We start from the raw sequence: 20,519 nt of genomic DNA on the forward strand, positions 1-20,519 counted from the left end.
CCCATGGTGCTACGGCAGGTCGGGGTCGCAGGGCACATTGAGGGAGAGAAGTGCGGCGCAGCCGTCGGTGTTCATACGGAGTTCGCTGACCGCCACGTTGCGCAACCTCGGGAACACTCTGCGGTACTCCCCGGCCGGGATCGACAGCAGCGTGCACAGCACCAGGCGGAAGAGGGTGTTGTGGGCGACCACGAGGACGCGGTCGCCGGGATGGGCGGCGGCGATGCGGCGCAGGGCGGCCGCACCGCGCTCGGCGGCGGCCGCCGGGTTCTCCGCCCCGGGGAACGGGTGAGCCACCGGGTCGGCGCGGAAGGCCTCCGCGGCCGCCGGGTCCTCGGCCGCGAACTCCGCGAGCGTCCGGCCCTCCAGCACACCGAAGTCGCATTCACGCAGGCCGGGTTCGCGGTGCGGGGTGAGGCCGAGGGCCCGGCAGGCCGGGTCGGCGGTGGCGACGGCGCGGGACAGGGGCGAGGTCCAGATCGCGTCGACCGGATGGGCGGCGGCCCAGCGGCCGAGGGCCTCGGCCTGGGCGCGGCCGGCGTCGGTGAGGGGCACGTCGCTGATGCCGGCGTAGCGGTTCTCGGCGTGCCAGATCGTCTGCCCGTGCCGGGCCAGCAGCAGCGTCGCACTCGTGGTCGTACCCGTGCTCGCACTCGAGCTCGTTCTCGTGCTCATGAATCCGCAGTATCCACGTCCAGGCGGGCATGCGCGTGCGCCGCGACCGGTGGGGGCAGCCAGCCCCGGGACGTCAGTTCGTCGACCAGGCGGGCGTAGGGCTCGGCGAAGCGGGCGGTGCGGCCGGGGCGGGGTTCGACGGTCGTGCCAATGCCGGCCATGCCCTCCGCGGCCTCCGCCAGCCGCGGCGCCGCGCCCGCCCCGTACGCCGCCAACGCCGCCATTCCCAGGGCCGGTTCCGTCTGCTCCGGCACCCGGGCCGGGCGGCCCAGGACGTCGGCGCGCAGTTGGTTCCAGTACGGGCTGCGGGCGGCGCCGCCGGTGAAGGTGAGGGGGCCGTCGAGGGGGGCGCCGAGGTGGTGCAGGTAGTCCAGGCACAGGCGTTCCGTGAGGGCGACGCCCTGGAGGAGCGCGGCCCACAGGTCGGCGTCCGACTCCGGTTCACCGAGGACCAGCGCGAAGGCGTCCGGGGCCAGGAAGGGGAAGCGCTCACCGGGTGACACCAGGGGGTAGGTGATCGCGCCGGACGGCTCGTACGCGGCGGCCGCCTTGTCCATGGCCGACGGGTCGGCGCCCGGGAACGCCGCCGTGAGCACCCCCGCGCCCACGCTGGAGGCACCGCCGGGCAGCCAACTCCCGTCCGGCGCACGGTGGTTGTAGACCACGCCGGTCGGGTCCCGGACCGGGGTCGGGGACGCGCCCTTGAGGACCAGCGTGGTGCCGAGCACCGAGTTCCAGGAGCCGGGGCGCAGGGCGGCGGAGGCGATCTGGGCCGCGCAGCCGTCGGTCATCCCGGCGATGACGGGGGTGCCGGCGGGGATGCCGGTGGCCTCGGCGGCGGTCGGGGTGACCTCGCCGAGCCGGGTGCCGGGGCGTACGACGTCGGGGATCGCCGTGTCGGACAGGCCCAGTAGGGCCAGCGGGGACGGCCAGGCGTCGCGCTCCAGGTCGTAGCCGGTCTTGAGGGCGTGGCTGGAGTCGGCCGGGGGCAGCGCGCCGGTGAGGAGGGAGACGACCAGGTCCGGCTGGTGGGTGACCCTGCCGGGGCCGTAGGCCTCGGTCAGCCACAGCGCCTTCGGCAACGCCCAGGTGTTCTGCACGCCGAGCCCCGCCGACCGTGCCCGCGCCGCCTCGGCCGCCGCCCGCCCGTCGTCGTACATCAGCGCGGGGCTCATCGGCCGCCCCGCCCCGTCCGTCAGCAGCACGGTCCCGGACGTCCCGCACACCGCGAGCCCGCCGACCCGCGTCTTCGACCGGCCCTGCAGCGCGGCACGGGACGCCGCGCACAGCGCGTCCCACCACTGCGCCGGATCCTGCTCGTGCCGCACACCGTCACGCCGCCCGGCGAGGGGCGCCGAGCCGCTGCCGAGGACCGTGCCGTCCCCGGTGACCAGCAGGACCCGGACGCTCTGGGTCCCCAGGTCGATCCCGAGCCACGCGTCCTGTTCATGCGTCATCCGGACCTCCCGCACATCTGGATCCGTGAACTTCACACTCTGCCCTGAGATTTTCCCGTGCGCGAGGGATTGACGCCCAACTTCCGCCGTTCCACCCTCTGTTAACGAGTCGACTCGCCGTGTTAACCACTCGCACCCGGATGGCCGAACCCCACGTGGAGGTCACGGATGGACACGCACGCCCACGACCGCCGACGGTTCCTGGCGCTGAGCGCCGCCCTGGCCGCCACGCCCCTCCTGTCGGCCTGCGGTGCCGGATTCGGCGGCGACGACAGCAAGAACGACGGCTCGGCGGCGGACGACGTCACCGGCTCCTTCGACTGGAAGCGGGAGAAGGGGACGACCGTCAAGGCGCTGCTCAACAAGCACCCGTACACGGACGCCCTGATAGCGGACCTGAAGTCCTTCACCGAGAAGACCGGCATCAAGGTCGAGTACGACGTCTTCCCCGAGGACAACTACTTCGACAAGCTCACCGTCGACCTGTCCAGCGGCCGCGCCTCGTACGACGTCTTCATGCTGGGCGCGTACATGGTCTGGCAGTACGGGCCGCCGGGGTGGCTGGAGGACCTCGGCCCGTGGATGCGCAACTCCTCGGCCACCGGCGCCGAATGGGACCAGGCCGACTTCTTCCCCAACCTCCTCCAGGCCGACCAGTGGTCCCTGAAGGCGGGCGCGCCGCTCGGGCAGGGCGGGCAGTACGCGCTGCCGTGGGGCTGGGAGACGAACGTCGTCGCCTACAACACGGACGTCTTCAGGAAGCTCGGCCTCAAGCCCGCCGAGACCTTCGACGAGCTGCGCGAGACCGCCGGGGCCATCAAGCAGAAGGCTCCGGGTGCCGGCTTCGACGGCATGTACGGGATCGCCGTACGGGGATCGAGGAGCTGGGCGACCATCCACCCCGGCTTCATGACGATGTACGCCCGCAACGGGCTCAAGGACTTCACGGTCGAGGGCGGGAAGCTCACACCGGCGATGAACAGCCCCGAGGCCATCGCCTTCACCGAGGACTGGGCCGGCATGGTCAAGCAGGGCGGGCCGCCGTCCTGGACGTCGTACACCTGGTACCAGTGCTCCAGCGACCTCGGTGCGAAGAAGGCCGGGATGCTGTTCGACGCGGACACGGCCGCCTACTTCCAGGCCGTCGAGGGGGCCAGCCCCGCCTCGGGGAAGATCGCCTTCCACCCCGGTCCGAAGGGGCCGGACGGGTCGCTCGCCACCAACATGTGGATCTGGTCGCTCGGCATGAACGCCAAGAGCAAGAAGAAGAGCGCCGCCTGGCTCTTCCTCCAGTGGGCGACCGGCAAGGAGCACCTGCTCAAGAGCGCCGTCACGCACAACCACATCGACCCTGTGCGCAAGTCCATCGCCGACGCCGCCGCCTACAAGGACAAGATGCGGCACCTCCCGGGCTTCATCGAGACCTTCGAGGCCGTCGTCGACCAGACGAAGATCCAGTTCACCCCGCAGGCGCAGTTCTTCGACGCGACCACCAGCTGGGCCGCCGCCCTGCAGGAGATCTACGGCGGCCAGGGCGCAGAGTCGGTGCTCGACGGGCTGGCGGGCGACCTCGCCGACAAGGTGGGCTAGCCGATGGGATGGCGGCTCGCCCTGCGCCCCTACGTCCTGATCGTCCCCGCCCTGCTGCTGACCTGCGGAATCCTCTACCCCTTCGGGCTCGGCCTCTACTACACCCTGTTCGACTTCTCGGCGAGCAAACCGCAGCCGGACATGGTGCGGTTCGAGAACTACGAGACCGTCTTCACGCAGGAGGCCTTCTGGAACTCGGCGTGGGTGACGGTGCTGTACGCGGTGGGGGCGGCCGTCGTGGAGACGGTCCTCGGGGTCGCCGTCGCCCTGCTGCTGCACCGGTCGTCGCTGGTCGGGCGGGTGCTGGAGAAGATCCTCATCCTGCCGCTGATGATCGCGCCGGTGATCGCGGCGATCATCTGGAAGCTGATGCTCCAGCCGTCGGTCGGAGTGATCAACCACCTCCTCGAACCCTTCGGGCTGGGCGGGGTCCAGTGGACGGACACCCCGACCGGCGCGCTGCTGTCGTCGATCGCCGTGGACGTCTGGGTCTACACCCCGTTCGTGGCGATCCTCGCCCTCGCCGGGCTGCGCTCGCTGCCCACCTCGCCCTTCGAGGCGGCGGCCGTCGACGGGGCCCGCTGGTGGTACACCTTCCGGCGGCTGACGCTGCCGATGCTGTGGCCGTACGTCCTGGTCGCGGTGATCTTCCGGTTCATGGACTCGCTGAAGGTGTTCGACATCATCTACGCCCTGACGGAGGGCGGGCCCGGCGACTCGACCGTCGTCCTGCAGATCCGGGCCTATCTGGAGGCGATCCGCTTCCAGCGGTACTCGTTCGGGATCAGCTACACGATCGTGCTGTGGGCCGTCGTGTATCTCGCCGCGATGGTGCTGGTGAAGCACCTGGGGAAGATCCAGCGAAAGGCGGCGGAGGTCAAATGACCATGCGCAAGCGCCTGTTGGGGTGGCTGGCGGACGCCGCCCTCATCCTCTACTTCGTGTTCGCCCTCTTCCCGATCGCCTGGATGGTGATCCTCTCCCTGAAGCCGACGAACGAACTCTTCTCCACCTACTTCTCCTTCTCCCCCACCCTCGACGGCTACCGCACCGTCCTCGGCGACAGCGAGGGCATCCCGTTCGTGCGGTTCTTCGTCAACAGCCTGGTGGTGTCGGTGGGAGCGGTCGTGCTGTCGCTCCTGGTCGGCCTGCCGGCCGCGTACGCCTCGGCGCGCTGGCGGTTCAAGGGCTCCGAGAACCTGATGTTCACGCTGCTGTCGTTCCGCTTCGCACCCGAACTCACCGTGATCATCCCGCTGTTCGTGCTCTACCAGAAGCTCGGCCTGTTCGACACGTACGTCGGCATGATCTGGGTGCTCCAGCTGGTGACGCTGCCGCTGATCGTGTGGATCATGCGGTCGTACTTCGCCGACCTCACGCCCGAGCTGGAACAGGCGGCGCTGCTGGACGGCTACACCCGCAAACAGGCGTTCCTGAAAGTGGCGCTGCCGCTGGTCAAGCCGGGTGTGGCGGCCGTGTCGCTGCTCGCCTTCATCTTCGCCTGGAACAACTTCGTCTTCCCGCTCATCCTGACCTCCAACGAGGCCCAGACCGTGACCGTGGGCGCGCTGTCCTTCCTCGGCGGGGACCGCCCCAAGTACAACCTGACGGCGGCGGCCGCGCTCGTCTCCGTCGTACCGCCGCTGCTGCTGGCCCTCACCATCCAGCGGTATCTGGTGCGGGGGCTGTCGTTCGGGGCGGTGAAGTCATGATCGTGCTGCGGGGCATCAGCAAGACCTACGGGAGGACGACCGCCCTGGACGACCTCGACCTCGAGGTCCGCGAAGGCGAGTTCTTCTGTCTGCTCGGCCCGTCCGGCGCCGGCAAGACGACCACCCTCAAGACCGTCGCCGGGCTCGAACAGCCGGACTCCGGCACGGTCGAGCTCGACGGCAAGGACATGAACGGCGTCGAACCGTACGACCGCGGCGTCGCGATGTGTTTCGAGAGCTACGCCCTCTATCCACACAAGTCCGCGTACGACAATCTGGCCTCGCCGCTGCGCTCCCCGCGCCACCGCCTCCCCGCCGTGCAAGCGCGGGAGCGCATCGGTGAGACCGCCGAACTCCTCGGCATCTCGGCCCTGCTCGACCGCCCCGTCGGGCAGCTCTCCAACGGCCAGCGCCAGCGCGTCGCCCTGGGCCGCGTCCTGGTCCGCCCGGCCCGCGCCTTCCTCCTCGACGAGCCCCTCTCCCACCTCGACGCCAAGCTGCGCCAGCAGATGCGGGCCGAGCTGAAGGCGATCGGCGCGGTGCGGCGCACGACCACCCTCTACGTCACCCATGACTCCGTCGAGGCCCTGGCGCTCGGCGACCGGATCGGGGTGATCCGGGACGGGCGGATCGTGCAGACGGGGACGCGGGAGGAGATCTGGTACCGCCCGTACGACACGGAGGTCGCGCGGGCCTTCGGGCGGCCCCGGATCAATCTGCTCCCCGGGGCCGTCGCGCCCGACGGCGGCTTCCGGTCGGCGGACGGCGAGGTCGAGCTGCCGATCGGAGCGCAGGCGTCTTGCGGCACGCAGGTGCTGATCGGCGTCCGGCCCCGCGATCTCACCCTCGGCGAGGGTCCCGGGCACGAACTCACCGGCACGGTCTACGTCACCGAGGTGCTCGGCCGGTCCGTGGAGGTCACCGTCCGGCTCGGCGAGCAGCACGTGTCCCTGGTCGCCCCGCGCGGCGACGCGACCGGTCTGCGTCCCGATGATCCGGTACGGCTGTCGGTCCGGCCTGAGAACCTGCTCCTGTTCGAGGCCGACCGGCCGGAGCGTCCAGGACGAAGGATCGGACCATGAACCCGGGATTGAACAACGCACAGCAGGGCCCCGCCGCCCGCCAGGCCGCCATGGCCGAGCAGGTCCTCGCCGAGGGGTCGGCCACGGCCGCCGAGCTGGCAGAGCGGTTCGGGGTGAGCCTGATGACGATCCACCGGGACCTGGACGAGCTCGAACGGCAGGGGATCGTCAGGAAGTCCAGGGGCGGGGTGACGGCCCAGCCCTCCGGTGTCTTCGAGTCGAACGTGCAGTACCGCCTCAAGACCATGCGCGCCGAGAAGGCCGCCGTGGCCGACCGCGCCCTGAAGCTGATCGAACCCGGCATGGCGATCATGCTGGACGACTCCACCTCCACCCTGGAGATAGCCCGCAGGCTGCGGCTCGGGGAGGTGACCCCGCTGACGGTGGTCACCAACTTCCTGGAGGCCATCAACCTCCTCTCCGACCAGCGCGGCATCCACCTCATGGCCCTCGGCGGCGACTACGACCCGCTGCACTCCTCCTTCCTCGGCGTGTCCTGCGTCGAGGCGATAGAGCAGCTGCGCGTGGACGTCTGCTTCGCGTCCACGTCGGCCGTGCGCGGGGGCTACGCCTACCACCAGGAGCAGCACATCGTGTCGGTGAAGCGGGCCATGCTCGACGCGGCCGCCCGCAACGTCCTGCTGATCGACCACACCAAGCTCGCCCGGGTCGCCCTGCACCGGGTGGTCCCGCTCTCCCGCTTCGACCTGCTCCTCGTGGACGACGGGGCGTCGGCGGAGGCACTGCGGGACCTGGACGAGCACAAGGTCACCTACGAAGTGTGCGCGAAGCCGCCGACCGTGACGAAGGGCAGCGATGACCGAGCTGGAGCTACGTGATCTGCGCAAGACCTATGCGGCGCGGGGCCGCCCGGCGGTGGACGCCGTACGCGGCATCGACCTGGCCCTGCGCTCCGGCGAGCTGCTCGGCCTGCTCGGCCCTTCGGGCTGCGGCAAGTCCACCACCCTGCGGATGATCGCCGGCCTGGAGTCGGTGACCGGCGGGGACATCCTGGTCGGCGGTTCATCGGTGATCGCGCGCCCCGCCCAGCAGCGCAACATCGGGGTCGCGTTCGAGAACTACGCGCTGTATCCGCCGCTGACGGTGGCGGAGAACCTGGCGTTCGGCCTGAAGGCACGGAAACGAGCCGCCCGGGGTGACGTCGACCGCAAGGTCAGGGAGATCGCCGACCGCGTCGACCTCACCCCCCTCCTCGACGCCCGCCCCACGGGCCTGTCCAGCGGTCAGAAGCAGCGTGTGTCCCTGGCCCGCGCCCTGATCCGCGAACCGGACGTCCTCCTCCTCGACGAGCCCCTCTCCCACCTGGACGCGGCCCAGCGCGACACGACCCGCCGCGAACTCAAACGCATCCAGCGCGACCTGGGCCATACGACCATCCTGGTCACCCACGACCAGGAGGAGGCCCTCTCCCTCGCCGACCGGATCGCCGTGATGAAGGACGGCGTCATCCAGCAGCTCGGCACCCCGTACGAGATCTACGACAGCCCCGCCAACGTCTTCGTCGCGGACTTCGTCGGCGAACCCGCGATCAACCTCCTCCCCGGCACGGCGACGGACGACGGCCACGCCCGCCTCTCCGACTCCGCACGGCTCGCACTGCCGGTGCCGGTGGCCGTCGGCCGGAAGGTGGTGGTCGGCATCCGCCCCGAGGACCTGACCCTGACCGGCGAGGACGACGGCATCGCCGCCCGCGTGGTGGCCCACGAACCCCTCCTGGAGTCGGGCATCGCCACCCTCGCCCTCGACGGCGTCGAACGCCCCCTCGTCGTCCTCACCGACCCCGAGGTCCGCCTCGCCCACGACGACCGCGTCCACGTCACCGCCGACCCTGACCTCACCCATGTCTTCGACGCCGAGACAGGAGACTCCCTGCGTTGACTTCCTCCCTCTCCTGACGGAGGGGACTCCTACAGCTCGCGCCGTAGGGCTTCCTGCTTCATCGCCGACCGCCCGCCCGGAGTGCTCCGTTGAGGTCTTACACCGGCTCCACAGGCCGACACCGCCAGCCCGGCGGCCAGAAGGTTATTCGCTGCGTTCTCATCGCGGTCGTGGTTGGTTCCACACCCACCGCACGTCCATGTTCGAACATGCAGCGGCATCCTGTCTTGCAGCACTCCGCACTTCGAGCACAGCCTGGAGGAGGGAAACCAGCGGTCGACGGCGATCACTTCGCGGCCGTACCACTCGGCCTTGTACTCCAGCATGCTGCGGAACTCGCTCCAGGCCGCGTCGGAGATGGCACGGGCAAGCTTCCGGTTCTTCATCAGGTTTCGAACAGTCAAATCCTCGATCACGATCGTTTGGTTGTCACGGACGAGTCGAGTTGTGATCTTGTGGAGATGGTCACGCCTCCGGTCGGCAATGCGGGCGTGGATACGGGCGACCTTGCGGCGCGCCTTGGCCCGGTTGGCACCATCACCTTTGACCTTGCGGGACAACTCCTTTTGCGCCTTCCCGAGGCGCGCGCGGTCCTTTCGCTCATGCCGGGGGTTGGTGATCTTTTCCCCGGTCGAGAAGGTCAGCAATCGGTCCAACCCTGCATCGATCCCAACCGCCGTTTCCGCGCCGGGAAGCGGCCTGACATCGGGGTCCTCGACGAGAAGGGATACAAACCAGCGTCCGGCCGCATCCTGGGAAACGGTCACCGTCGACGGCTGCGCACCCTCGGGAAGCGGCCGAGACCACACAATCTCCAGCGGCTCCGCCATCTTGGCCAGCGTCAACTCGCCAAGCCGGAAACGGAACGCGCTCGCGGTGTATTCGGCGGACTTCCGCGACTTCTTACGCGACTTGAAGCGCGGGTACTTGGCACGCTTCGAGAAGAAGTTCGTGAACGCGGTCTGCAGATGCCTCAGCGCCTGCTGGAGTGGGACAGAGGAAACCTCGTTGAGGTAGGCCAGTTCCCCGGTCTTCTTCCACGCGGTCAGCATCGCCGATGTGGCGTTGTAGTTAATTCGTTCCCGCCGCAGCATCCACGCCTCCGTGCGAGCCGCCAGCGCCATGTTGAAGACCTTCCGCACGCATCCGAACGTGCGCGACAGCTCTGCTGCCTGGGCATCAGTCGGATAGAAGCGGTACTTGAACGCTCTCTTCGCATGCACGACCTTTACAACTCACAAGATAGTGCTTCGACTTGTAAAGGGACTGCCAGACTTCGGAAAGGGCAGCGAATGACCGAACAAGTAAAAATTGTGGCCGCCGGTGACCACTTCGTCCTGCCGTCGATGATCACGCGGGCGGTGGAGCACGAGTCGGAGCGGGCGACCGTGAAGGAGCTGAAGCTCGGCTGGCCACTGGAGCCCTTCGGCCCCGTGGCCGAGGTGACGGAGGCGAGCGACGCCGAGGACGAGCTGATCGAGGCGCTCGCGGGTGCCCAGGTGCTGGTCACGCAGATGGGCCCGGTGACGGAACGCGTCCTCGACGCCTGCCCCGAGCTGCGGCTGGTGGTCGTGTGCCGGGGCGGCCCGGTGAACGTCAACCTGGACGCGGCCAAGCGGCACGACGTCCGTGTCTGTTACGCGCCCGGCCGCAACGCCGCCGCCACCGCCGAGTTCACCGTCGGCCTCATGCTGGCGGCCCTGCGCCGCATCCCGCAGGCCCACGACCTCCTCGCCCGGCAGGGCAGTTGGGCGGGGGCGACCTACTACACCTACGAGCACAGCGGCCTGGAGCTGGAGGACCTGCCGGTCGGGCTGGTCGGGTACGGGGCCGTGGGCAGCAGGGTCGCGCGGGTGCTGTGCGCGTTCGGCGCGCGGGTCATGGTCCACGACCCGTACGTCCACGGCGAGATCCACGGCCTGCGGGTCGCCTCCCTGGACGAACTCCTGCGCCGCTCCCAGGTGATCACCCTCCACGCCCGCCTCACCGCCGAGACCCGAGGCCTGATCGGCGCCCGCGAACTGGCCCTGCTGCCGCAGGGCGCGGTGGTCGTGAACGCGGCGCGGGGGCCTTTGCTGGACGAGGACGCGCTGTGCGACGCGCTGGAGAGCGGACATGTGTCATCGGCGGCCCTGGACACCTACGCGCAGGAACCCCTCCCCCCGGACTCCCGCCTGCACGCCTTGGCCGACCGCGTCGTACTGACTCCGCATCTGGGCGGGGCGAGCCGCGCGGTGGCGGAGAAGGCGGCGGCGATCGCAGCGGCGGAGGTGGGCCGCTGGGCTCGCGGGGAACAGCTCGCGCATTGTCTGACCTGAGCGCGATGGCCAGGTGAGGGGCCGGGTGAGGGGCCGGGTGAGTGCCCACCAACCTCACTGGTCCGACGACACCGGCCGCGAGAGAGCCGGAGGGGCGCGCCGGTGTCGAGAGGGCGAACGCGCGGAGGCGCGAAGCGCTGAGCACGATCGCCCTCTCGACACCGGCATAGAGCGCCCCGGAGGCGACCGAGCCAAATATTCGGCACGCCAACTGCAGAAGGCACGGCACAGCCGACCGAGCCAAAGAGGTGGGTGGGAATGTACGTCGGTATCGATGTAGGCACGTCCACGGTGAAGGCGGCCGCGTTCGACGCCGAGGGCCGCGAACTGGCCGTCGCGTCCCGCCCGGTGGACCTCGCCCTGCACGGCGGGTTCGTCGAGCAGGACATGGACGAGCTGTATGGCGCAGTCGTCGCCGTACTGGAAGAAGTGACCTCCCGCGCCCCGGACCCGATCGAGCTCGCCGGCCTGACCGGCCAGGGCGACGGCGTATGGCTGGTCGACGCCGAGGGCCGCCCCGTGCGCCCCGCCGCCTCCTGGATGGACGGACGGGCGCACGAGCTGGTCGACCGCTGGCTGGCGGACGGCACGTTCGAGGCGGTGTTCCGGCGGACGGGGAGCGCGATGTTCCCGGGGTGTCCGGGCCCGCTGCTGGCGTGGCTGGACAGCCACGAGCCGAAGGCGCTCGACGCCGCGACCGCGGCCCTGTACTGCAAGGACATGGTGTTCCAGCGGCTGACGGGGACCGGCCCGACAACCGACGTGTCGGACGCGTCGATGCCCTTCCTGGACCCTCGTACCCGCACGTACGACAACGGGGTCGTCGAGCTGCTCGGGCTGGCCCGCCGGCGCGGCCTCCTCGCCCCGGTCAGCGACCCGGTCGCGACGGCGCACACGCTCGGCGAAGGGCTCCCGGCCGGGACCCGGATCGCGAACGGGCCGTACGACCTGCCGGCCTGTGCGCTGGGCGCGGGCGTGACGTCTCCCGGCGACGGTCTGCTCATCGTCGGCACCTGCCTGGCCAGCCTCGTCGCCACCACCGACCTGGACCTGGCCGGTGAGCCGGCCGGTCTGTACATCAACACGGACCGGCCGGGGCACTGGCTGCGCGCGATGCCCGCGATGGTCGGTACGGCGGCGCTGGACTGGGTGCTGTCGACGACCGGCGTCCGGCACGAGGAGGTCGACGGGCTGCTGGCCGAGACGCCGCCCGGCGCGAACGGAGTACGCGTGCTCCCGTACTTCGCGCCTTCCGGCGAGCGCGCGCCCTTCGTCGAGCCACGGCTGCGCGCCGAACTGACCGGCGTCTCCCTGGAGTCGACCCGCGCCGATCTGGTCCGGGCGACCTGCGAGGGCATCGGTTACGCGGCCCGGCACTGCCTGCAGGCGGCGGGGCTCACCGGGACGCTGGCCGTGTGCGGCGGCGGTACCCGCAGCCCGGCCTGGATGCGGCTGCTCGCCGATGTGCTCGGGCGGCCGCTGCGGGTCGTCGAGGGCGAGGTGGGCGCGCGGGGCGCGGTGCTGGCGGCGGCCGAGCGGTACGGGGTGACGTTGGACGCGGAGGCGTGGACGCGGCCGACGGCGGTGGTCGAGCCGGACGCGGGGAGGGCGGCGTACTACACGGAGGGGTATGAGGAACACCTGGCCCGCCTGGCGGAGGCACGCGGCCGGGCACGCGCGTGAACATCCTTACAACGGAGGGCAGTTGCATGCACCCGAGACGTAGATCCCTGCTGCTCGCGGCCGCCGGCACCACGGCGGCCGCCGCCGTGCCCACATCCGCGGCGGCGGCCGCGACCGCCGAATCCCACCCGCCGGGCCGCCCGCTCGTCATCGGCCATCGCGGCGCGGCCGGCTGGCGCCCGGAGCACACGGCGTCCTCGTACACGTATGCCGTGCAGACCGGCGCCGACTGGATAGAGCCGGACCTGGTGCCGACGAAGGACCATGTGCTGGTCGTCCGGCACGAGAACGAGATCTCGCAGACGACGGATGTGGCGTCGCACCCGGAGTTCGCGGACCGGCGTACGACGAAGACGGTGGACGGGCGGTCGGTGACCGGCTGGTTCACCGAGGACTTCACGCTGGCGGAGCTGAAGTCGCTGCGGGCGGTGGAGCGGCTGCCGCTGGTCCGCAACCGCAACACGGTGTTCGACGGCCGGGATCAGGTCCTCACCTTCCAGGAGGTCGTCGACCTGGCGCGCGGGCTGTCGAAGGCGTACGGCCGGACCGTCGCCGTCTTCCCGGAGACCAAGCATCCGACGTACTTCCGCTCGATCGGCCTGCCGCTGGAGCCGAAGCTGGCGTCCACGATCCGCCGCAACCGGCTCGGCCGGCGCGAGTGCGTGGTGCAGTCCTTCGAGCCGACGAGCCTGCGGCGGATCGCGGCCGAGGGGCTGGGTGTGCCGCTGTGGCAGGCGTTGGGGACGACGGGTGGGCCGTACGACCTGGTCTCGTCCGGTGATCCGACGACGTACAAGGACATGATGACCCCGGCGGGACTGGCGCGGATCGCCGCGTACGCGGACTGGATCGGGCCGGACAAGTCCTCGCTCATCGGTACGTCCGTCCTCGCGGACGCCCATTCGGCGGGGCTGCGGGTGGGGCCGTACACCTTCCGGGCGGAGAACCAGTTCCTGCCCGCGGACCTGCGGCGCGGCAGCGGAGCCAACGATTTCGGGGACGCGTTCGCACAGTACGCGCTGTACTACGGGATGGGGGTCGACGCGGTGGTGACCGACTTCCCGGATCTGGCGGTGCTGGCGAGGAGGGGTTCGTGATCCGCAGGTGGTGCCCGACATGCCGCGGCTGGCAGGACTTCCGGCAGCTCAACCCCGACGAGAAGGCCGCCGTGCGGGAGGAGAAGGGGCCCCGCCATTTCGTGGGCAACCTCTGGCGCTGCACCGCGCGGGGCTGCCTCTTCTACCAGACTCATCTGCACGCACGGGGCGGCGGCATCCTTCCCGAGAAGTTCCGGGAAGAGGCCGCCGCCTCGGAGTGAGGCCTACAGGTTGCTGAAGTCAGGGCCCTTGGTGCGGGTGCGCTTGATCTCGTAGAAGCCCGGCACGGAGGCCACGGCGAGGGTGCCGTCCCACAGCCGCGCGGCGTCCTCGCCCTTGGGGGCCGGGGTGACGACCGGGCCGAAGAACGCGATCTGCTCGCCGTCGGCGCCGGGGACGGCGATGACCGGGGTGCCGACCTCCTGGCCGACCTTGTCGATGCCCTCCTTGTGGGAGGCGCGCAGCTCGGCGTCGAACTCGAAGTCCTCCTGGTCGGCGTAGTCGATCAGGTCGGCGGGCAGGCCGGCGTCGGCCAGCGCGCCGGCGATGGCCTCGATCGTCGGGCCCTCGCCGTTGTTGTGGAAGCGGGTGCCGAGCGCGGTGTAGAGCGGGCCGAGGACGTCGGCGCCGTGCTTCTGCCAGGCCGCGGTCACCACGCGCACCGGCTTCCACGCGTGCGTGGCGAGCATCTCCCGGTACTGCTCGGGCAGTTCGTCCACCTTGTCCTCGTTCAGCACGGCCAGGCTCATGATGTGCCAGCGGACCTCGATGTCACGGACCTTCTCCACTTCCAGCACCCAGCGGGAGGTCATCCAGGCCCAGGGGCACAGCGGGTCGAACCAGAAGTCGACGGGGGTCTTCTCCGACATGTCTCTCCTCATGAGGCAGGCGTGCGTGTGTCCGCGCAAACGTCTGGGGAACACCGCCCCTCGCCCCGCCATTCCCCGGTGCCCTGCGACAGGAGCGCATGGCAGGATCGGGGCTGTCCGCATGTCCGCATACTGAACACCACCCCAGGGAGTGCCACCCGTGCCCGGTGAGAATCTGTCCCGTGACGAGGCCCGGGAGCGGGCCGCCCTGCTGTCCGTCGACGGGTACGACGTGTCCCTCGACGTGCGTTCCGCCGTCGGCGCATCGGACCCGGAAGGCGGGGAGCCGCGCACCTTCCGTTCGGTCACCACGATCCGCTTCCGCTGCGCCGAGCCCGGCGTCACCAGCTTCGCGGACCTGATCGCGCCGAGCGTGACGGCCGTCTCCCTCAACGGCAGGGACCTGGACCCGAGCGAGGTCTTCGACGGCTCGCGGATCACCCTGGAGGACCTGGCCGCCGACAACGAGCTCGTCGTCGACGCCCAGTGCGCCTACTCCCGCACCGGCGAGGGCCTGCACCGCTTCGTCGACCCGGAGGACGGCGAGGTCTACCTCTACACGCAGTACGAGCCGGCCGACTCCCGCCGGGTCTTCGCGAACTTCGAGCAGCCGGACCTCAAGGCCCCGTTCCGCTTCGAGGTGCGGGCGCCCGAGGAGTGGACGGTGTGGAGCAACGGGGCCGGTGAACGCGTCGACGGGATGTGGCGGTTCGCCGAGACGAAGCCGATCTCGACGTACATCACGTGTGTCGTGGCGGGCCCGTACCACTACGTGACCGATTCCTACGAGCGGGTCTTCGCGGACGGCACCCGCCTGGAGATCCCCCTGGGCGCGATGTGCCGCAAGGGCCTCGCCCCGTACTTCGACGCCGACGACGTCTTCCTGGTCACCAAGCAGGGCCTGGACTTCTTCCACGACCACTTCGACTACCCGTACCCGTTCGGGAAGTACGACCAGGCGTTCGTGCCCGAGTACAACCTCGGCGCGATGGAGAACCCGGGGATGGTGACCTTCCGGGAGGAGTACATCTTCCGCGGCAAGGTGACGCAGACGTCGTACGAGGGCCGGGCCAACGTCATCCTGCACGAGATGGCGCACATGTGGTTCGGCGACCTGGTCACCATGGTGTGGTGGGACGACCTGTGGCTGAAGGAGTCCTTCGCGGACTTCATGGGCACGTTCGGAGCCGTCGGCGCGACCCGCTTCAAGGACGCCTGGATCACCTTCGCCAACCGCCGCAAGGCGTGGGCGTACCGGGCCGACCAGCTGCCCTCCACGCACCCGATCACGGCGGACATCCGGGACCTGCAGGACGCGAAGCTGAACTTCGACGGCATCACGTACGCCAAGGGTGCCTCCGTCCTGAAGCAGCTCGTGGCGTACGTCGGCCAGGAGGCGTTCCTGGAGGGCGCGCGGCGCTACTTCAAGCGGCACGCGTACGGCAACACGCGCCTGGGTGACCTGCTGTCGGTGCTGGAGGAGACCAGCGGCCGGGACATGGGCGCCTGGGCGCGGTCCTGGCTGCAGACGGCGGGCGTGAACTCGCTGACCCCGCAGGTGCTGCTGGACGCCGAGGGCCGGGTGAGCGAGCTGGCGGTGCTGCAGGAGGCCGCCGAGTCGCACCCGGAGCTGCGCCCGCACCGGGTGGCGGTGGGCCTGTACCGGCGGGGTGCGGACGGGGCGTTGGAGCGGTACACGCGGGCCGAGGTGGACGTCGACGGTCCGCGGACGGTCGTGGCGGAGCTGGCGGGCGCGGAGGCGCCGGAGCTGGTGCTGGTCAACGACGACGACCTGACGTACTGCAAGACGCGGTTCGACGAGACGTCGCTGGCGACGCTGCGTGCCGCTCTCGGTGACATGACCGACCCGCTGGCCCGTGCCCTGTGCTGGTCGGCGCTGTGGAACATGACGCGGGACGCGCTGCTGCCGGCGCGGGACTTCGTGGACCTGGTGCTGCGGTTCGCGAACCGGGAGTCCGACATCGGTGTGCTGCAGATGCTGCACGCGTGGGCCGAGTCGGCGGTGACGCACTACGTGGCGCCGGACTGGCGGGAGCAGGGTGTCCGGCTGCTCACCCAGGGCGCCTCGGAGCAGCTGTACGCCGCCGAGGCGGGCAGCGAGCACCAGCTCGCGTGGGCCCGGTTCTTCGCGCGCGTGACCGATGAGCCGGGCTTCGAGCTGCTGACGTCTCTGCTGGACGGCACGGTGACCCTCCCGGGTCTCGCGGTCGACCAGGAGCTGCGCTGGGCGTTCCTGGACACCCTGGCGGCACACAACGTCGTCGGCGAGAAGGAGCTGTCCGCCGAACTGGCCCGGGACGACACGGCGTCCGGCAAGCGCCACCAGGTGCGCTGCCTCGCCGCGCGGCCGTCGGCGGCGGTGAAGGCGCAGGCGTGGGCGCAGGTCGTGGAGTCGGACGCGCTGTCCAACGCCCTGGTCGAGGCGACCATCGCGGGCTTCAGCCAGTCCTCGCAGCGGGAGCTGCTCGCGCCGTACGCCGAGAAGTACTTCGCGGCCATCGAGCGGGTGTGGGAGGAGCGGTCGATCCAGATCGGCATGGACGTGGTCCGGGGCCTGTTCCCCTCGCTCCAGCAGTCGCAGGCCACGCTGGATGCGACGGACGCGTGGCTGGCGGCCCATGAGGACGCGGCTCCGGCGCTGCGGCGGCTGGTGCTGGAGGCGCGGGACGATCTGGCGCGGGGGCTGCGGGGGCAGGCGTGCGACGCGGAGGCGTCAACCGCATAAGACCTTTGGCCAACGGTCAGGGCACTCCGTGACCGTTACGGAATTCAGGCAATAGCAGCCGTAACCCCTGGTCCAACCCGAACGGACCAGGGGTTTTGCCTGCCTAGTCGGCACCCGAACATCCGTCCTTTAGTGCCAGGTTGTCCGTATTTGTCGACGGGCATGTAACAGCGGTTAGCGAGCCGACCGGACGCGGGAACCTCCGGGTCATGAACCACAACACCCCGGTCCCCCCGCTCTCCCCCCGCCCGTTGCGCCACCTCTCCGAGGTACACCGCCGTGTCATGACGACCGCGCAGCTGAAGTCCCACGGCGTCCCGGCCGCCGAGACGAACGAGCAGTGCCGCCCCGGCGGCCCCTGGCAGCAGATCCTCCCCGGCGTCTTCCTGCTCCACCCCGGCCCGCCCACCAGCGAGGAGCGCCTGCACGCGGCGCTGATGTACTCGGCGCGGGAACGCTCGCCGGGTGTGCCGGCCCAGCCGAACGCCGGCGAGGGCCACTCCCCGCTCTACCCCGACGCGGTGATCACGGGCCTCGCGGCGCTGACCCTGCACGGCTTCTCCGCCACGCCGCCGCTGACCGCGCTGGACACCATCGACGTCCTGGTCCCCCGCATGCGCCGGCTGCGCTCCACGGGCTGCGTCCGCATCCTGCGCACCGCCGCGCTCCCCGCCCCGCAGCAGGTGACGGGCCTGCCGGTGGCGCCGGTGCCCCGCGCCCTGGCCGACGCGGTGGCCGAACTGACGGACGCGAGCGCCGTACGCCGGCTGCTGACCGAGGCCGTCCGCGGCGGCCACTGCGAACCGGCCTCGGTGGTACGGGAGTTGAACCAGGCGAAGCTGCTGAGCCGCCCGCACGTGGTGGACGCGGTGGACTCGCTGCTCGCCGAGGGCCGCGCGATCGCGGAGGACCGCCTCTACGAGATGGTCCACGTCTACGGCCTCCCCGACCCCGTCTGGAACGTCGACCTGCGGCTGCCCGGCGGCCCCCACCTCGGCGGCCTGGACGCCTACTGGCCGGAGCAGGCGGTGGCGGTGGAACTGGACACCCGGGCGCCCCGCCACGACGAGGACGCCCTGTGGTCCGAGTACGCCCGCAAGCGCGAGCACCTTGAGCGCCTGGGCATCACGGTCGTGTACATCACCCCGAAGAAGCTGCGGGACGCGATGGAGCAGCAGGCGGCGGTGGTCCGTACGGCGTTGATGGCGGCGGCGGACCGCGATCCGGCGGCGTATGTCGTGGTGCTGCCCCGGTAGTGACGGACCGGGATGCGCAGCATCAGGAGGGGAGAGGAGGGGCCGCGGGTTCGGTTGACGCCCGGCGGCCCCTCCTCGTGTCGTCGGCCGGGACAGGGCCTGGGTTGGGCCGGATGAGATTCCGAGGCGTGTTCGTCGGCTACCTGGCCTACAGCGCGGTGGGGATGGCGGCCCTCGCCGCGAACGGACGGTTCCGCCTGCCGTGGCGGCGCACGCCCCTCACAGCGGCTACGGCAGTGCCGGACGAGCCGACCCCGCGTGCAGACGGTCGATGAGGGCGGCGTAGGAGGCGATCACGCGGGGCCGCCGGATTCACACCGGGCGGCCCCTCCTCGTGTCGTCCACGGGACCGCGTCATGCGGCCGGCCAGTCGATGGCAACGGCCGACGGGACACCGCGGTACGTGCGAAGCGGGTCCGCAGCCGACGCCACGCGGTCTGCCCCTGCCGGGGCTCGTCCGGTACGACCGGTGCGTCCGGCAGCGCCGACAGGGCACCGGCCCTGGTCTGCCAGTCGTCGAACACGCCGCGGAACATCTGGTGTTGGTCCTGGAGCGGCACCGAGCGCCTCACTGCGGCCACGACGGCCTCCTTCACCTCTACGTACATCCACGCTCTCGTCGATGCTGCGAAGGTAGCGAGCAATGGCTCGCTGCTACCGTCCAATGGCATGCGGGAATCACAGACCAATCCGGTGGGCGATCTTCTGCTGCACCTGGGCCGGCCCGGCGACGGGCCGCTGCACGAGCGGGTGAAGCGGGCGCTGCGCGCGGCGATCAGGGACGGGCGGATCGAGGTCGGCACCGCCCTGCCGCCGAGCCGCCGGCTCGCCACCGACCTGGGCTGTTCACGCTGGGCGGTGACGGAGGCGTACAGCCAGCTCGTCGCCGAGGGGTATCTGGAGGCGCGGACCGGCTCGGCCACGCGGGTGCGCTGGGCCAACGCCCCGGAAGCCGCCGCCGGGTCCCGCGTACCGCGCCACGCCTCCGAGGCCCGCTTCGACCTCGGGCCGGGCCTGCCGGACCTGCGTGCGTTTCCGCGCCGCCGGTGGGCCGAGGCCGTACGGGCGCAGGTGACGACCACGGCGTTCACGGAGTTCGGATACCCGCCGGCCGGCGGTCACCCCCGGCTCAGGCGGACGCTCGTCGCATACCTGGCCCGCTCCCGCGGCGTCACCGCGACCCCGGACGATGTGACGGTGTGCACGAGCGTGACCGACGGGATACGGCGCGTCTGCCACGGCCTGCGCGCCGAGGGCATCACCGCGGTCGGCTGCGAGGAACCGGGCTGGACCCGGCTGCGGGACGTGATCCGGGCCGCGGGCGTGGACCCGGTGCCCGTGCGCACGGACGACGGCGGCCTGCGCGTCGACGACCTCGCCGGGCTCACCGGCCTACGGGCCGTACTGGCCTCCCCGGCGCACCAGTTCCCGCTGGGCACCGTCCTCGCCCCCGAGCGGCGCGCCGCCCTGCTGCGGTGGGCGCGCCAGGTGGACGGCGTCGTCCTGGAGGACGACTACGACGCGGAGTTCCGCTACGACCGCCGTCCGGTCGCGGCCCTGCAGGGCATGGACCCGTCCCGCGTCGTCCTGTTCAAGTCGCTCAGCAAGATGCTGTCCCCCGCGCTCGGCATCGGCTGGATCGTGGCCCCGCCCCGCTGGACCCGGCACCTGCACCAGTCGGACCAGACGGCGACGCAGCCCCCGACCCTCGACCAGCTGGCTTTCGCCACCCTCCTGGAGTCGGGCGCGTACGACCGCCATCTGCGCGCCTGCCGGAAGCGGTACCGCGACCGCCGCGACGCGCTCGTGCGGGCCCTCGCCGACGGGTTGCCCGGCGTACCGGTCTCCGGCATCGCGGCCGGCCTCCACCTCATCCTCCGGCTGCCCGACGACGTGGACTGCGCTGCGGTCGTCAGGGCGGCGGCCGCCCGGTCGTTGCGCATCGCCGACCTCGCGGCCTATCACGCCACCGAGGACCACGCCGATCACGGCCTGGTCCTCGGGTACGGGAATCTCGCGGACGGGGCGGTGGGGGATGCCGTACGGCGTCTTCGTGAGGCGATCGAAGAGGTGGGGTGAGGCTGTTCAGCCGCCCCTCGACTCGACGGCGCCGCCGTGGCCTCAGTCGTCGAACT

The 20,519-nt window shown here is 70.9% G+C and carries 18 protein-coding genes; 13 read left to right on the plus strand and 5 right to left on the minus strand.

What is annotated here, in order from left to right; genetic code table 11:
* Positions 1–9: 9 nt before the first annotated feature.
* Together EJ357_RS15820 and EJ357_RS15825 are read right to left on the minus strand one after the other, a co-directional pair.
* On the minus strand, positions 10–675 hold the full coding sequence (locus EJ357_RS15820) for a histidine phosphatase family protein (protein ID WP_126392236.1): 666 nt from the start codon (positions 673–675) through the stop codon (positions 10–12).
* Entirely contained in the window at positions 672–2,132 is a 1,461-nt protein-coding gene (locus tag EJ357_RS15825) for an FGGY-family carbohydrate kinase (protein WP_126392237.1), read from the minus strand. The genes EJ357_RS15820 and EJ357_RS15825 overlap by 4 nt, the downstream gene beginning before the upstream one ends.
* Positions 2,133–2,300: 168 nt before the next feature.
* On the opposite strand from EJ357_RS15825, the gene EJ357_RS15830 reads away from it, so the two are divergent.
* The 6 genes from EJ357_RS15830 to EJ357_RS15855 are packed head-to-tail and all read left to right on the plus strand — an operon-like array spanning position 2,301 to position 8,415.
* On the plus strand, positions 2,301–3,722 hold the full coding sequence (locus EJ357_RS15830) for an ABC transporter substrate-binding protein (RefSeq protein WP_126392238.1): 1,422 nt from the start codon (positions 2,301–2,303) through the stop codon (positions 3,720–3,722).
* A gap of 3 nt (positions 3,723–3,725) precedes the next feature.
* Positions 3,726–4,607, plus strand: a complete 882-nt coding sequence (locus EJ357_RS15835; RefSeq protein ID WP_126392239.1) for a carbohydrate ABC transporter permease — start codon at positions 3,726–3,728, stop codon at positions 4,605–4,607.
* The gene (locus EJ357_RS15840) at positions 4,604–5,434 is read left to right on the plus strand and encodes a carbohydrate ABC transporter permease (protein ID WP_126392240.1); all 831 of its coding nucleotides are present in this window, start codon (positions 4,604–4,606) and stop codon (positions 5,432–5,434) included. Before EJ357_RS15835 ends, EJ357_RS15840 begins: the two co-directional genes overlap by 4 nt.
* The gene (locus EJ357_RS15845; RefSeq protein ID WP_126392241.1) at positions 5,431–6,516 is read left to right on the plus strand and encodes an ABC transporter ATP-binding protein; all 1,086 of its coding nucleotides are present in this window, start codon (positions 5,431–5,433) and stop codon (positions 6,514–6,516) included. Before EJ357_RS15840 ends, EJ357_RS15845 begins: the two co-directional genes overlap by 4 nt.
* Positions 6,513–7,355, plus strand: a complete 843-nt coding sequence (locus EJ357_RS15850; protein ID WP_126392242.1) for a DeoR/GlpR family DNA-binding transcription regulator — start codon at positions 6,513–6,515, stop codon at positions 7,353–7,355. Before EJ357_RS15845 ends, EJ357_RS15850 begins: the two co-directional genes overlap by 4 nt.
* Positions 7,333–8,415: an ABC transporter ATP-binding protein gene (locus EJ357_RS15855; protein WP_126392243.1), complete on the plus strand. Its 1,083-nt coding sequence runs from the start codon at positions 7,333–7,335 to the stop codon at positions 8,413–8,415. The genes EJ357_RS15850 and EJ357_RS15855 overlap by 23 nt, the downstream gene beginning before the upstream one ends.
* Before the next feature lie 29 nt (positions 8,416–8,444).
* Here the strand turns inward: EJ357_RS15855 and EJ357_RS15860 are convergent, their stop codons facing one another.
* A complete protein-coding gene (locus EJ357_RS15860; protein WP_126392244.1) occupies positions 8,445–9,638 on the minus strand; it encodes an RNA-guided endonuclease InsQ/TnpB family protein in 1,194 nt (397 codons plus the stop codon).
* 69 nt (positions 9,639–9,707) lie between these two features.
* Between EJ357_RS15860 and EJ357_RS15865 the strand changes: the two genes are divergently transcribed.
* The 4 genes from EJ357_RS15865 (at position 9,708) to EJ357_RS15880 (ending at position 13,734) form a co-directional block, all read left to right on the plus strand.
* Positions 9,708–10,733 carry a 2-hydroxyacid dehydrogenase gene (locus EJ357_RS15865; protein WP_126392245.1) on the plus strand — a complete coding sequence of 342 codons (1,026 nt, stop codon included), beginning with the start codon at positions 9,708–9,710 and terminating at the stop codon, positions 10,731–10,733.
* 258 nt (positions 10,734–10,991) lie between these two features.
* Positions 10,992–12,416: an FGGY-family carbohydrate kinase gene (locus EJ357_RS15870; RefSeq protein ID WP_126399525.1), complete on the plus strand. Its 1,425-nt coding sequence runs from the start codon at positions 10,992–10,994 to the stop codon at positions 12,414–12,416.
* 26 nt (positions 12,417–12,442) lie between these two features.
* Positions 12,443–13,513 carry a glycerophosphodiester phosphodiesterase family protein gene (locus tag EJ357_RS15875; RefSeq protein ID WP_126392246.1) on the plus strand — a complete coding sequence of 357 codons (1,071 nt, stop codon included), beginning with the start codon at positions 12,443–12,445 and terminating at the stop codon, positions 13,511–13,513.
* Complete coding sequence (locus tag EJ357_RS15880) at positions 13,510–13,734, plus strand: hypothetical protein (RefSeq protein ID WP_126392247.1); 225 nt, start codon at positions 13,510–13,512, stop codon at positions 13,732–13,734. Before EJ357_RS15875 ends, EJ357_RS15880 begins: the two co-directional genes overlap by 4 nt.
* A 3-nt stretch (positions 13,735–13,737) precedes the next feature.
* Here EJ357_RS15880 and EJ357_RS15885 read toward each other — a convergent pair whose 3' ends face one another.
* A complete protein-coding gene (locus EJ357_RS15885; RefSeq protein ID WP_126392248.1) occupies positions 13,738–14,382 on the minus strand; it encodes a mycothiol-dependent nitroreductase Rv2466c family protein in 645 nt (214 codons plus the stop codon).
* Between the two features lie 160 nt (positions 14,383–14,542).
* On the opposite strand from EJ357_RS15885, the gene pepN reads away from it, so the two are divergent.
* Both pepN and EJ357_RS15895 read left to right on the plus strand, forming a co-directional pair.
* Positions 14,543–17,128, plus strand: a complete 2,586-nt coding sequence (pepN, locus tag EJ357_RS15890; protein ID WP_126392249.1) for an aminopeptidase N — start codon at positions 14,543–14,545, stop codon at positions 17,126–17,128.
* 209 nt (positions 17,129–17,337) lie between these two features.
* Positions 17,338–18,384, plus strand: coding sequence for a hypothetical protein (locus tag EJ357_RS15895; RefSeq protein WP_126392250.1), 1,047 nt, complete (start codon positions 17,338–17,340; stop codon positions 18,382–18,384).
* Positions 18,385–18,677: 293 nt separating this feature from the next.
* Here EJ357_RS15895 and EJ357_RS15900 read toward each other — a convergent pair whose 3' ends face one another.
* A complete protein-coding gene (locus EJ357_RS15900; RefSeq protein WP_126392251.1) occupies positions 18,678–18,965 on the minus strand; it encodes a hypothetical protein in 288 nt (95 codons plus the stop codon).
* An 88-nt stretch (positions 18,966–19,053) separates the two neighbouring features.
* Between EJ357_RS15900 and pdxR the strand changes: the two genes are divergently transcribed.
* The gene (pdxR, locus tag EJ357_RS15905) at positions 19,054–20,463 is read left to right on the plus strand and encodes a MocR-like pyridoxine biosynthesis transcription factor PdxR (RefSeq protein ID WP_126392252.1); all 1,410 of its coding nucleotides are present in this window, start codon (positions 19,054–19,056) and stop codon (positions 20,461–20,463) included.
* Positions 20,464–20,519 lie beyond the last annotated feature (56 nt).

This window comes from Streptomyces cyaneochromogenes (assembly GCF_003963535.1).
Lineage (GTDB): Bacteria > Actinomycetota > Actinomycetes > Streptomycetales > Streptomycetaceae > Streptomyces > Streptomyces shaanxiensis.